Source organism: Mucilaginibacter sp. R-33 (assembly GCF_049949235.1).
Classification (GTDB): domain Bacteria; phylum Bacteroidota; class Bacteroidia; order Sphingobacteriales; family Sphingobacteriaceae; genus Mucilaginibacter.
In genome coordinates this window covers 303,369-316,117 of the sequence record NZ_CP188089.1, presented here as the reverse complement: position 1 = coordinate 316,117, position 12,749 = coordinate 303,369, and the positions used below count along the sequence as shown (strand labels likewise).

Genomic DNA, 12,749 nt, shown 5'->3' with positions numbered 1-12,749 from the left:
GGATTTCCCATGAAAGATAATCTATCTCCCCAATCAAGAAATCCTCTAATCAAGAAAATCATGGTTCATGACCTTTTCAACAAAGCAACTTGAGCTTTTTAACAAAACGCTGCACTGCCTATCAGCCTAACTTTGTGTTACCAAAAAGAAAGATAACACTATGAAAAAAGTATGGTTTATAACAGGCAGCGCCCGCGGATTAGGCCGCAGCCTTACAGAAGCAGTTTTAGCAGCAGGCGATAATGTTGCCGCTACAGCACGTAACGCCGAACAATTGAAAGATCTGGCTGATCAATATCCAGCCCAGGTATATCCGATAAAATTAGATGTTACCGATTACCCGGCAGTATATAAAGCCGTTGCCGACGCGGTAGCCCACTTTGGCAAAATTGATGTATTGGTAAATAACGCCGGTTTCGGGATCATTGGTGCAGCCGAAGCCTTTACGGATGAGCAGGTACGCAGCCAGCTGGAAACAAACCTTTATGCTCCTATCGAAATCACCCGCGCGGTTTTGCCTTATATGCGCAAGCAACGCTCGGGCCGTATTTTGCAGATCAGCTCGGTTGGTGGCCGCGTTGGTAATGCAGGTTTAAGCATGTACCAGGCAGCTAAATTTGGTTTGAGCGGCTTCACCGAAGCTTTGGCTAAAGAAGTAAAACCACTTGGCATACTGGTTACCAGCGTTGAGCCTGGAGGCTTCCGTACCGATTGGGCCGGCGATTCCATGAGTTACGCCCCTAAGGTTGAAGGCTATGAACAAACGGTTGACGTGCGTGCCGATTATTTATCGAGCGGCAAATTTATTCCTGTAGGCGATCCCCAAAAAGCAGCGAAAGCAATGGTTGATCTGGCTGAACATCCGGAACCTCCTATGCACCTTATATTAGGCAGTGAAGCCGCCGGCTTATTAAAAGCTGCCGACGAAGCACGCAAAGCCGAATTTGAAAAATGGCTCCCCGTTACAACTTCAACTGATCATGCCGAAGCTGAAGATTTTCTGAATACAGAATTTGGGAAATCAATAACCGCTCAAAAAGCATAATATAATTTCGGTTGTGGGGGCATGTTCCCCGGGATATATCAGACTTACGAAGCTTTTGAAACTTCGTAAGTCTTTGTTTATTATTAAATTTGAACAACATGCCTTTGTCAAACATCAAAACATCGCCACGGATCCTTTACTCCTGCTACTCGCAAGTAAGCCGGGCCGGCGAACAATTTATTGCCGACCATGTATTCGGCTATATTCTCTCCGGCGATTCGGAGCTTTATGTCAACGGTAAAAACTATTATTTTAAACAGGGCGACTACCGTTTTTTGAAACGGAACGAACTGGCAAAATTTGTAAAGCATCCACCCGCAGGCGGCGAGTTTAAAACCATCACCATCGGTATGGATCAGACTACGCTGCAAAGTATGAGTGCCGAACTTGATTTGCATGCGGATGGCCCGTATACAGGTGAAAGCGCCTTATTCTTAAGGCCAAACGACTTGTTCAGCAATTACATCGGGTCGTTAGCCCCGTATATGGATAAAAGCAGCGACGAAATTAGCCCGGCACTTACCCTGCACAAGGTTAAGGAAGCTGTAATGATTTTGCTGGAAACAAACCCCGAACTCAAAAATATCCTCTTTGATTTCAGCGAACCCGGCAAAATAGACCTGGAGGCCTTCATGGCCCAAAACTACCGCTTTAATGTCGACCTTAACCGCTTTGCTTACTTAACAGGTCGCAGCCTTGCTACTTTTAAGCGCGATTTTGAACGGATCTTTAATATATCACCTAACCGGTGGATCCAGCAGCAGCGATTGAAGGACGCCTACTTCCTTATCAAGGAAAAGAAGCACAAAGTATCGGATGTATATATGGATGTAGGCTTTAAAGACCTCTCCCACTTTTCCTTCGCCTTTAAAAAAGCTTATGGGGTAGCACCCTCAGCGGTGTAACCGCTGAGGTAGAGTCAAGAAATCAAGATTCAGGAGACAAGAAACAGGAAGTATGTACTGCCTTAAGTAATACAATAAATCGTATAACTAAAAAACGTCATTGCGAGGAACGAAGCAATCGCACGGAAGCAAATCCGCCCTGTAAAGTCGGGGATTGCTTCGTACCTCGCAATGACGCTTCATTTATATGTTTTTAAGAGCTGATAGAGTGCTGATTTTAAAAAAACCAGAAAAGAAACGGGAATCAACACCCAACCTCTTTTCTGGCTTTTTTTTATTATCTTAATTCCTGACTCTTGCCGCCTTGGGTATATTCCCTACACGTTAAACCTGAAGTGCATAATGTCGCCATCCTGCACAATGTAGGTTTTACCTTCAACGCCCAGCTTGCCATTTTCTTTTATGGTAGCTTCAACGCCGTTGAATTTCACAAAGTCATCGTATTTAATAACCTCGGCACGGATAAACCCTTTTTCAAAATCGGTATGGATCACGCCTGCCGCCTGTGGTGCGGTGAAACCCTGGGTAATAGTCCAGGCACGTACTTCCTGTACACCGGCCGTAAAATAGGTAGCCAGGTTTAATAACCGATAAGCAGCTTTGATCAGCTTGTTAACACCCGATTCGGTAAGACCAAGGTCATCCAAAAACATCTGGCGTTCTTCATAGGTTTCCAGTTGTGAAATTTCAGATTCAATCTGAGCTGAGATGATCAGCACTTCGGCATTTTCATCTTTAACAGCTGCTTTTACTTTTTCAACATAAGCATTACCGGTACTTACCGAACCTTCATCAACATTACAAACATATAATACCGGTTTGGCGGTAAGCAGCCAAAGGTCGGCTACATATTCTTTATCTTCTTCCTCAACAGGTGCAGTACGGGCCGACTTACCTTCCAGCAGGTGATTTTTATAAACGGTTAAAACATCAAAGGTTTTTTTAGCCTCTTTGTCGCCGCCGGTTTTAGCCATCTTTTCAACCTTCTGAATCTTTTTCTCTATAGATTCAAGGTCCTTTAGCTGCAGTTCAGTATCAATGATTTCTTTGTCGCGGATTGGGTCAACCGAGCCATCAACATGGATCACATTATCGTTATCAAAGCAACGTAATACGTGGATGATAGCATTGGTAGCGCGAATATTGGCCAAAAACTGGTTACCTAAACCTTCGCCTTTGCTGGCCCCTTTAACCAAGCCGGCAATATCAACTATCTCTATAACGTTTGGTACAATTGATTTTGGCTGTACTATTTCGGTAAGCTTTGTTAAGCGCTCATCCGGCACCGTAATTACACCCACGTTTGGCTCAATGGTACAAAACGGAAAGTTAGCCGCCTGTGCCTTTGCATTTGATAAGCAATTAAAAAGTGTCGATTTACCCACATTCGGCAAACCTACTATACCACATTGTAAACCCATTTTTGTGTTTTTAGTTGATTGGGTGAATGGTTGATTGGGTTGATTAAGTTTTGATTTCGGTAAACTACTCAACCATTTAACCTAATAAACCACTCACTTTAAAAAGCGCAAAGATAACAGAAAATTTTGCCTTATAATTTGAAAAAATAAACGACTTTTGCGCTCGGAAAAAAGAAGCTAAATATTAATACACCGATGTAAAAGAGGAGGGCCTATATATGGAAGAAATGGTTGAGCAAATAGAATTGTTGCTGGAAAAACAAGACGATACCCAATTACAGGAATATTTGAACAACCTTAACATATCGGATGTTGAAGAACTGATTGGTGAACTTCCTGAACATGGCCCAAAATTCATCGAAACCCTTTCGCTTAACCGCGCGGTTAACGTGTTCCGCATCCTTGAATTCCCTGTGCAAGAGCGGATCATCAAAAAACTTTCGGGTCAAAAGCTTGAAGATCTGATCAACGAACTCCCTCCTGACGACCGTACGTCACTTTTCAGCGAATTGCATGGTGACGCCGTTCAAAAACTTATCCAAAAACTTTCACGCGAAAACCGCGAGGAAGCTTTAAAACTTTTAGGTTACGAAGAAGAGAGCGTTGGTCGTTTAATGACGCCCGATTATATTGCCGTTAAACGCACCTGGGACGTAAGCCGGGTACTTTCGCACATTCGCCGGTATGGTAAAAACTCAGAGACCATCGATGTCATCTATGTAATTGATGAGCACGGTGTTTTACTTGATGACATCCGGATCCGTGAGATCTTATTGGTAAAGCCCGAAACCAAAGTAAGCGAACTAATGGATGGTCGTTTGATTTCCCTTAGCGCAAGTGATCCGCAGGAAGAAGCCATCAACGTTTTCAGGATGAATAACCGCACCGCCCTGCCGGTTGTTGATAATAATGACGTATTGCTTGGCATAGTAACAGTTGACGACATCCTTTGGATAGCTAACGAAGAATATACCGAAGATATCCAGAAAATAGGCGGTACCGAAGCACTGGATGAACCTTATTTGGACATCAATCTTTTTAAACTTGTTAAAAAACGCGTTGGCTGGCTCATCATTTTATTTTTGGGCGAAATGCTTACCGCCACAGCCATGGGCTATTTTGGCGATGAAATATCCAAAGTAGTAGTACTGGCCTATTTTATTCCATTAATTATTTCGAGCGGTGGTAACAGCGGCTCGCAGGCATCAACCCTTATTATTCAGGCCATGGCACTGGGCGAAGTTACCGTTACCGACTGGTGGCGGGTTATGCGCAGGGAAATTCTTTCGGGTTTAATGCTTGGTGTTTGTTTAGGTTTAATAGGCTTTTTACGCATAGCAGCCTGGAGCATGTTCAGCAATATTTACGGCCCGCATTGGATGCTGGTTGGCTTTACAGTAGGCGCATCTCTTATCGGTATTGTTTTATGGGGATCATTATCGGGCTCGATGCTGCCGTTACTGCTAAAAAAACTCGGTGCCGACCCCGCTACATCATCAGCGCCTTTTGTAGCTACTTTGGTTGACGTTACCGGGTTGATCATATACTTTACCATAGCGGTATTATTTATGCGGGGGATATTACTATAACCCTGCCTTGAATACCACATACGCAAAAAGCCCTGCCTCTTAATAAGATGCAGGGCTTAATTATTTTAGTTTAGTATTGTTCTGTTGTTAGATCTCGAACGAAAAGTCTTCGTCGGCAGATGCCCTGGCAATTTCAGGGTTTTCGCTGTACTCATAGCGTTTTTCAACTACCTCCTGGTTTGATTTAATGTAGTCGATAGTATCCTTCAAACCTTCGGCAAACTTTTCGAAATCTTCCTTATATAAAAAGATCTTGTGTTTTACAAACACCCCATCTTCCAAACGCTTTTTGCTTTCAGTAATAGTAACATAATAATCGTTTGAACGGGTTGCTTTTACATCAAAAAAATAGGTCCGCTTCCCAGCTCTCACCTTCTTTGAATAAACCTCTTCACGCTCTCTATTGTCAAAATCTCCCATATATATTTACCTGTAATTAGTTTTGGTTGGCATAAATATAAATAAATTTTCAAAGTGCAAGTATTTTATTCGTTATTATTGAGTTTTTTGAAACAAAAGCGTCATTTTTTTGTGTGGATGATCGTTTTAAGACAGGTCTATGAAAAGTGAAAGGTGGTGAGGGTGCTTTCGAGGAAACTGCCTCAGCAAAGAGAAGGCTGTTACGCGTCCTGCTCTTCTTCCAGCAGTTGTTTTTCGTAAAGCTCGAAGTAGGTACCTTTAAGCTGCATGAGGTGCGCGTGGTTACCCTGCTCAACTATTTCGCCGTTATCCATTACCAGGATCTTGTCGGCATTTTTTATGGTGGAAATGCGGTGGGCTATGATGATGCTTGTTTTATCCTGCATTACCCGGCCAAGGTTATTCAGGATCTCCTCTTCCGTGCGGGTATCAACTGCCGAAAGGCAATCGTCAAAGATCAAAACCTGCGGATGCTTAAATATGGCGCGCGCAATGGATACACGCTGTTTTTGCCCGCCCGACAAGGTAACGCCGCGTTCGCCTATAAGGGTTGTAAAACCTTCCTCCAGTTCAATAATGTTATTGTATACCGCGGCATCTTTAGCCGCCTGCTCAACAACGGGCAGATCCAGTACATCGGCACTAAAAGCAATGTTATTGGCTATGGTATCCGAAAACAGGAAAACCTCCTGTGGTACAAAACCAATCTGCGAGCGATAGTTTTCAAGGCCAAGCGATTTTATCGGCCGACCGTCAATGGTGATCTCTCCGCCTGTAGTATCGTACATACGCATTACCAGGTTGGCAATGGTTGATTTACCCGAACCCGTACGACCTATAATTGCCAGCATCTGCCCCGGCTCTACGGTAAACGAAACATTCTTTAAAGCCTGGATGCCGGTATCGGGATAAATGAACGAAACATCATCAAACTTAATTAATCCCTTAACATGATGTTTTTCGGAAATTGGCGAAATGATCTCTGGCTTTTGGTGTAAAAACTCGTTGATGCGTTTTTGGGAAGCCGCGGCACGCTGCACCAAAGAGGTTACCCAGCCCAATGAAATAACCGGGAAAGAAAGCATATTGAGGTACACAATAAACTCGGCGATATTACCGGGAGTAATGTTACCTTTTATTACTTCTACCCCGCCAACGTACATGGTTATTACATTGGCCAAACCCACAAGTAATAGCATGATCGGGAAAAACAGGGCCTGTACCTTAGCCAGCTCCATGGAGTGGACTTTATAATCCTCGCTCTCCTTAGCAAAGTTTTCGCGCACAAAGCTTTCGCGTACATATGATTTGATCACCCTGATGCCCGAAAAGTTTTCCTGCACAAAGCTGGATAAGCCCGACAGCCTTTCCTGGATCATCTCGCTGCGATGATTGATAATATTGTTTACATAGTAAATAACACCGGCCAAAATAGGCAATGGCAACACCGAAAAAACAGCCAGTTGTACATTAACCGTAAGCATGGCATATATTACCATAACAAACAATACTACGGTATTGATGGAGTACATAATACCCGGCCCAAGGTACATGCGCACACGGCTAACATCCTCGGTTACCCGGTTCATCAGATCACCGGTATTGTGGCGGCGGTAAAAGGCCAGTGACAGTTCCTGGTAGTGATTGTAGATCTCGTTCTTTAAATCGTACTCGATATGGCGGGACATGAGGATGATGGTTTGCCTCATAAAAAACAGGAACAGGCCCCTAAGCAAGGCCAGTACCAATACCAGCGTACCAAACAGGAACAAACTGGTACCGAAAATATCATAAATAAAACTCTGCCTGTCGAAACCCGAAAAAAGCTGGTAGGCCCCTATGTTTTCGGTAACAAGATCGAACGCCACTCGGATAACCTGCGCCGGTAACACACCAAAAACATTGGATATAATTACAAACAACACGCCCGGGATAAGCCGCCAGCGGTATTTGTAAAAAAACTTATTAAGGTATGCGAGGTCTTTCATTTATTGTAGTCCGGAAGTCGGGAAGTCGGAAAAGTCCGCAAATCCTGACATGATGATCAAAAGTATTAAAATTTGGGGAGAGTGATGGAATGGAAAAGTCGGCCGGATGTAAGAATATTACATTGATATATCCGTTACTATCTCGCCGGTGTTCAATTTTTAAAAGTGTAAACACTTGCGTATTTTTCTAAAATAAACACCATTGATAATCAATATATTACAAACAACACAAACGCCCTTAAAAGTCCAATTGAACACACACATCCTAATAATCAATCAGTTACAAAATCAAGAAGTAAAAAGTTGAACACCCGTTTTTTAAAAGTTGAACACTGACAGGATCATGTCAGTATGATCAATCTTTTTTAATCAATCGTTTATCAAAAGTAAAAGGCCTTACCTCATCAATTTTTAACAAGGCGGCATCAGGGTGTATCGAGTTTATCAGCACGTTCTTAGCCAGCGGATCAATAACACTTGGAATATAAAGCAGTGCTGCGCTTTTTGATGTGAGCCAGGCATTACCTATCCTTTTCAATATAGCTGGCGCAGGATAACTGTTCCAATCAGCAGGTAATTGAGCAATATCCAACTCTTCACTAAGGGTTATATCAGGTACCATAATACTCATGATCACAAGGTCGTGGTGAATTTCTTCCGGCTGCAGATGTACAAGCACTTCCAGGATAGCTGTTGATGAATTAACAGAGGCATATATCACCGGAATATGATCATGCCATCGGGCTGATGACAACAAGCCTCCCCTGCCTGACAGATCATGAGCGTACTTTTCCCTGGTAATACGATAAAGGATCATGAATAAAACCCGTATTCAATTTGCGAAAGCAGATCGTTTACCATCCTTAAACCCTCGCTTGTATCAAGCAATTCTAACGGTTGTTTATCTCCCAGGGCCATATTTGGGCGCATCAGCCATTTATCAATAGTAGCTGCATCACCTAAAATATCAAGCCCGCGGGTATAAACACGCGTAAACTCATAAAGAAAGTTTGATTGCTCGGGCGATAGACGGTCATCCTGTCCGTAACGGTTAAGCTGCCTGGTACTGATATGCAATATATTAGAAAGCTGCGCCCTGGAAACATTAGTTTTTTCTAAAATGCTATCAATAGCCAATCTCGGTATCCCACCCCTGATACAATCAATTATATTACTATCCATATCACACTTCAGGTGGGCTTTAAGATACTCATGCGGGAAAAGAAAAGAAAAAACATACCATGCGTCCGGCGATCCAATCTCCAGATCGGCTATATTTATTTTCTTTGGGTGATTAGCTACCTCTGCCATAATGTCTACCAATATACAGACAAATGTCTCAAATCCAAAATTTGTTTTTATAATCTTACTGTAATCATAAAACTTAAATATTCCGCTAACGGCCGTTCATACTTATTTAATAATCATTTCATACATGCTCTTAACTTAATATCTTTGTTAGTATACGCACAAATCAAGTGTTAATCCTTTTCGTTATTTCCTACAAATAATAATTATAAAATTGAAAAATTTCCTGTTCGATACTGTCGCGATTGATGCTGAAGAGATACAATTACTTGACGATACCTACAAAGAGCTTAAAATAAAATTCAAAATCGGCGTGCCTGATCAATCCGAACAGTTCATCAACAAATTTGAAATATTTAATAACATTCCGGGCGCAAGGTTAGGAGGTACTTTACTTATCAACTATCCTTCGGTGAATTGTTATTTAAACTTTGTCAAATTTAGCTACCAAAATAGTATGGGCGGCCGGGGTGGTAAAGGAGGCCAGGTTACCCAGTATGATAAATACCAGGTATGGGCTTTTGCCGATTTAAAATCAGACTTCGGTAGGATATTAATCAGAAGAGAAACATTTACTGATAAGATATTAGAGATAATCCACCCCGTTGAACTTAAATTTAATGATGACAGGGTCTTCAGCAATCTTTTCTACGTTGTTGCTAACGACAGAGAGAAAGCTAAAGCGGCCATGACTAGAGCTTTTAGGAAGATCCTTGTTGAAATGATGTACAAAGATTTTGTGATAGAGATCATCAACACGGTTATGGTTATACGAACAATTCAACCGGTAACCCCCGATCATACAATATCTTTAGCTGAGTTTATAAATAAAATATCACAGTTAACTTAAATTAAAAATACCGGCCCTGTGCTGATTTTATTAGCTTTCAGCTTTGCGCATTCTGCTTTTAGCTTTAATATAATAGATATTTCATACGCACTCCCAACTTAATATCTTTGCCAGTATTAAAAAAAACCTCTACTTTTGTGCGCTTAAAGACATTTACTTATAGTACTAATGCCTGAACAACATCCACCGGAATCCATATTTAACCAGCTTGACGCTTTCGGGCATAAGAAAGTTGTTTTTTGTACCGATCCTGATACCCATCTGAAAGCTATTATCGCAATCCATAATACAACGCTTGGCCCTGCTTTTGGCGGCGTACGTATGTGGGCCTATAAAACCGAAGGTGATGCCCTTAACGATGTGTTGCGTTTAGCCAAAAGCATGACCTATAAAGCAGCGATAGCGGGCCTTAACCTTGGCGGCGGCTATTCGGTGATCATCGGCGATTCGCGCCAGGACAAAAACGAAGCTTTACTGCGTAAATTTGGCCGGTTTATCAAAAACCTTAACGGCGAATTTATCGCTGCTGAAGACGTAGGCACCAACCCCCGCGATATGGAGTACATTAAAATGGAAACCAACCATGTTACCGGCGCTCCTGAAAACATCGGCGGCAGCGGTGACCCTTCGCCAATAACAGCGCTGGGCGTTTTGATGGGCATTAAAGCTTGTGTGAGGGAAATGTATGGCAGCGACAGCTTAACAGGTAAATCGGTTATAGTACAGGGTATTGGCCATGTGGGCGAAAACCTGGTACGCCTGCTTAGGGACGAAAATGTAAAAGTTTACGCCAGCGATATTAATGAGGAACGCGTAAGCCAGATCTCTAAAAAATATGGCGCGCAGCCGGTATCAAACAATAATATTTTTGATATCGATGCCGATATTTACGCCCCCTGCGCTATGGGCGGTACAGTAAATGATCAAACCATTGCTAAATTAAAATGCGGCATTATTGCAGGTTCGGCCAATAACCAACTGCTTGACGAGAGTGTGCACGGGCAAATGCTGCTTGATAAAGGGGTTCTCTTTGCCCCCGATTATGTGATCAACGCGGGTGGTATTATTACCGGTTATTCGGAGTTGATGAATTTCAATAAAAAGCGTACCTTACAGCTTACAGAAAATATTTATGAGGCTACGCGCAATGTGTTAAAGCTGTCAAAGGCCGAAAACATTCCAACCATTAGCGCGGCCAATAAAATAGCCGAAAAACGCATTGAAGACATCAGAAAAGTAAAATCATCCTATTAAAACAATTAATTTTTTATAAACCGTTTGCATAAGCAAACCAAATCGTTCTTACAAAAATGTTAAACAGAAGGCACCTCCGGGTAAAGGTATTACAGGCACTGTACGCGTATCATCAATCAGACACGAAAGATGTTAAGCTATTCGAGAAAAACATGCTAAGCAGCATTGACCAGGTTTACGAAATGTATATCTGGATGCTATCATTAATTAATGAAGTAGTAAGTTTTGCCGCGAATGACGCGCAGGAACGCGCCAACAAACACCTCCCTACCGCCGATGACTTAAATGCAAACCTAAAGATCCTCACCAACAGGTTTATCCTGAGCCTGAACGACAATAAGGAATACATTACAGCCTGGAAAAAGTACAAAGTTGACTGGACCTTTGAGCCCGAACTTGCAAAATCACTTTTCATTATCCTTAAAAACTCGCCTGAGTATGCCGAATATCTTGCCAAAACAGGCGATACACTGCAAACAGACAAGGATATCATCAAATTCATTTTCAAAAAAGTTATCCTTAAATCATCATTAGCCGAGCAGGTTTTTGAAGACAGGTTTATTTTTTGGCCTGTTGATAAAGACGTGCTCCAGGCGCTTATTGCCAAAACGTTCAAAAACTTTTCGCACGATGATTACAAGCTTAACCAACTTGCCGAAATTACCGGCAACTGGGTTGAGGACCGTGAGTTTGTGGTAAACCTGTTTCAGCAAAGCATCAGGTACAATGAGGCCTACCATGAGCTGATAGCCGCCAAAACCCAAAACTGGGAGCCCGAGCGTATTGCCATGATGGATACCCTGTTAATGAAAATGGCTATAACCGAGTTTATTAACTTCAATTCTATCCCGGTTAAAGTTACTATAAACGAGTATCTTGAAATATCAAAAGAGTTTAGCACGCCTAAGAGTAATTCATTTATAAACGGTATCTTGGACAAGATTTTAATAGAGCTTAAAGCCGAAAACAAAATCAAAAAGATAGGCCGCGGCTTAATAGAATAATATTAAAAAATGAAAAAACTATTTTTAAGCTTAGTAGCAGCAGGCATGTTATTATCGGCCTGCAACAGCAGCAACGGCAACACAGCCGATAACGCTTCAAAAGCTAATGCCGATAGCGCCGCGACCGCGGCTAACGCGCCGGTAGCTAAATTTGAAAAGGAAAGCCACGATTTCGGCAAGATCAAAGAAGGCGACAAAGTATCGTATGATTTCAAGTTCACCAATACCGGTAAATCGCCATTAATTATTACCAACGCGCGTGCTACCTGTGGCTGTACTACCCCTACCTGGCCAAAAGCCCCGGTTAAACCCGGCGAAAGCGGCGTGATCAGCGTTACTTTTAACAGCGCCGGTAAAAGCGGTTTACAGGATAAACAAATAACCGTTACGGCAAACACCCAGCCTGCCGAAACTATGGTGCATTTAATTGGCGAGGTTTTAAAAAAATAACAATTAATTTAAACAAATGATAGCTACTATTTTATTACAGGCTTCAAGCGGCGGCTTAGGTAGCTACGGTTCATTAGTACCAATGGTACTGATTATCGTGGTGTTTTACTTCTTTATGATCCGCCCGCAGGTTAAAAAGCAAAAAGATCAAAAAAAATACGTTGAAGAACTAAAAAAAGGCGACAGGGTTATAACTACAGCCGGCATCCACGGCCGTATCGTTGATTTAAACGAAACCACATTTTTGGTTGAGGTTGAAAACGGCAAGATCCGTTTTGATAAATCGGCCATATCGCTTGATGCATCAAAAGCACTGAATACACCTGCGGTTGAAAAGAAAGCGTAATTGAGGTGAAAGGATAAAGGTTAAAGGCGAAAGGTAGAAGCCTTAACGCGAAACCAGAAAACTTTTACTCAGATAAAATAAACAATGACGAAAGGTTAAAGGAAAAGGAATGCATGAAAGTGCTTGACCTTTCACCTTTAACCTTTCGCCTTTAACCTAAAACGGTCTT

At 42.2% G+C, this 12,749-nt stretch carries 13 protein-coding genes; 8 read left to right on the top strand and 5 right to left on the bottom strand.

The annotated features are described in order from the left end of the window. Positions 1–160 precede the first annotated feature (160 nt). Positions 161–1,045, top strand: coding sequence for an oxidoreductase (locus tag ACP26M_RS01505; protein ID WP_426585518.1), 885 nt, complete (start codon positions 161–163; stop codon positions 1,043–1,045). 98 nt (positions 1,046–1,143) lie between these two features. After that, positions 1,144–1,950: a helix-turn-helix domain-containing protein gene (locus tag ACP26M_RS01500; protein ID WP_426585516.1), complete on the top strand. Its 807-nt coding sequence runs from the start codon at positions 1,144–1,146 to the stop codon at positions 1,948–1,950. Positions 1,951–2,267: 317 nt separating this feature from the next. On the opposite strand, the gene ychF is transcribed toward ACP26M_RS01500, so the two are convergent. Further along, on the bottom strand, positions 2,268–3,371 hold the full coding sequence (gene ychF, locus ACP26M_RS01495) for a redox-regulated ATPase YchF (RefSeq protein WP_426585514.1): 1,104 nt from the start codon (positions 3,369–3,371) through the stop codon (positions 2,268–2,270). 218 nt (positions 3,372–3,589) lie between these two features. Between ychF and mgtE the strand changes: the two genes are divergently transcribed. Next, positions 3,590–4,960, top strand: a complete 1,371-nt coding sequence (gene mgtE / locus ACP26M_RS01490; RefSeq protein WP_426585512.1) for a magnesium transporter — start codon at positions 3,590–3,592, stop codon at positions 4,958–4,960. Positions 4,961–5,047: 87 nt separating this feature from the next. Here mgtE and ACP26M_RS01485 read toward each other — a convergent pair whose 3' ends face one another. From ACP26M_RS01485 to parS, 4 genes are all read right to left on the bottom strand, one after another. After that, positions 5,048–5,380, bottom strand: coding sequence for a DUF3276 family protein (locus tag ACP26M_RS01485; RefSeq protein WP_090528014.1), 333 nt, complete (start codon positions 5,378–5,380; stop codon positions 5,048–5,050). A 200-nt stretch (positions 5,381–5,580) separates the two neighbouring features. After that, a complete protein-coding gene (locus ACP26M_RS01480) occupies positions 5,581–7,368 on the bottom strand; it encodes an ABC transporter ATP-binding protein (RefSeq protein ID WP_426585510.1) in 1,788 nt (595 codons plus the stop codon). A gap of 355 nt (positions 7,369–7,723) precedes the next feature. Further along, entirely contained in the window at positions 7,724–8,185 is a 462-nt protein-coding gene (locus ACP26M_RS01475; protein ID WP_426585508.1) for an RES family NAD+ phosphorylase, read from the bottom strand. Further along, on the bottom strand, positions 8,182–8,679 hold the full coding sequence (gene parS, locus ACP26M_RS01470) for a type II RES/Xre toxin-antitoxin system antitoxin (RefSeq protein WP_426585506.1): 498 nt from the start codon (positions 8,677–8,679) through the stop codon (positions 8,182–8,184). The genes ACP26M_RS01475 and parS overlap by 4 nt, the downstream gene beginning before the upstream one ends. Positions 8,680–8,890: 211 nt before the next feature. Between parS and ACP26M_RS01465 the strand changes: the two genes are divergently transcribed. From ACP26M_RS01465 to yajC, 5 genes are all read left to right on the top strand, one after another. After that, positions 8,891–9,526 carry a hypothetical protein gene (locus tag ACP26M_RS01465; RefSeq protein ID WP_426585505.1) on the top strand — a complete coding sequence of 212 codons (636 nt, stop codon included), beginning with the start codon at positions 8,891–8,893 and terminating at the stop codon, positions 9,524–9,526. Between the two features lie 168 nt (positions 9,527–9,694). After that, on the top strand, positions 9,695–10,780 hold the full coding sequence (locus tag ACP26M_RS01460) for a Glu/Leu/Phe/Val family dehydrogenase (protein ID WP_426585503.1): 1,086 nt from the start codon (positions 9,695–9,697) through the stop codon (positions 10,778–10,780). 56 nt (positions 10,781–10,836) lie between these two features. After that, positions 10,837–11,784, top strand: a complete 948-nt coding sequence (gene nusB / locus ACP26M_RS01455) for a transcription antitermination factor NusB (protein ID WP_176628507.1) — start codon at positions 10,837–10,839, stop codon at positions 11,782–11,784. A 9-nt stretch (positions 11,785–11,793) separates the two neighbouring features. Further along, entirely contained in the window at positions 11,794–12,234 is a 441-nt protein-coding gene (locus tag ACP26M_RS01450) for a DUF1573 domain-containing protein (RefSeq protein ID WP_091175205.1), read from the top strand. Positions 12,235–12,250: 16 nt separating this feature from the next. Then, positions 12,251–12,580 (top strand): preprotein translocase subunit YajC, encoded by a 330-nt coding sequence (gene yajC / locus ACP26M_RS01445; protein WP_112657676.1) that lies wholly within the window; start codon positions 12,251–12,253, stop codon positions 12,578–12,580. The last annotated feature ends 169 nt before the right edge of the window (positions 12,581–12,749 follow it).

Coding starts and splice junctions, on each gene's coding strand:
- ychF (WP_426585514.1), bottom strand. CDS start 3,371: ATGGGTTTACAATGTGGTATAGTAGGTTTGCCGAATGTGGGTAAATCG.
- ACP26M_RS01450 (WP_091175205.1), top strand. CDS start 11,794: ATGAAAAAACTATTTTTAAGCTTAGTAGCAGCAGGCATGTTATTATCG.
- parS (WP_426585506.1), bottom strand. CDS start 8,679: ATGGCAGAGGTAGCTAATCACCCAAAGAAAATAAATATAGCCGATCTG.
- ACP26M_RS01460 (WP_426585503.1), top strand. CDS start 9,695: ATGCCTGAACAACATCCACCGGAATCCATATTTAACCAGCTTGACGCT.
- mgtE (WP_426585512.1), top strand. CDS start 3,590: ATGGAAGAAATGGTTGAGCAAATAGAATTGTTGCTGGAAAAACAAGAC.
- ACP26M_RS01505 (WP_426585518.1), top strand. CDS start 161: ATGAAAAAAGTATGGTTTATAACAGGCAGCGCCCGCGGATTAGGCCGC.
- ACP26M_RS01480 (WP_426585510.1), bottom strand. CDS start 7,368: ATGAAAGACCTCGCATACCTTAATAAGTTTTTTTACAAATACCGCTGG.
- ACP26M_RS01475 (WP_426585508.1), bottom strand. CDS start 8,185: ATGATCCTTTATCGTATTACCAGGGAAAAGTACGCTCATGATCTGTCA.
- ACP26M_RS01485 (WP_090528014.1), bottom strand. CDS start 5,380: ATGGGAGATTTTGACAATAGAGAGCGTGAAGAGGTTTATTCAAAGAAG.
- nusB (WP_176628507.1), top strand. CDS start 10,837: ATGTTAAACAGAAGGCACCTCCGGGTAAAGGTATTACAGGCACTGTAC.
- ACP26M_RS01500 (WP_426585516.1), top strand. CDS start 1,144: ATGCCTTTGTCAAACATCAAAACATCGCCACGGATCCTTTACTCCTGC.
- yajC (WP_112657676.1), top strand. CDS start 12,251: ATGATAGCTACTATTTTATTACAGGCTTCAAGCGGCGGCTTAGGTAGC.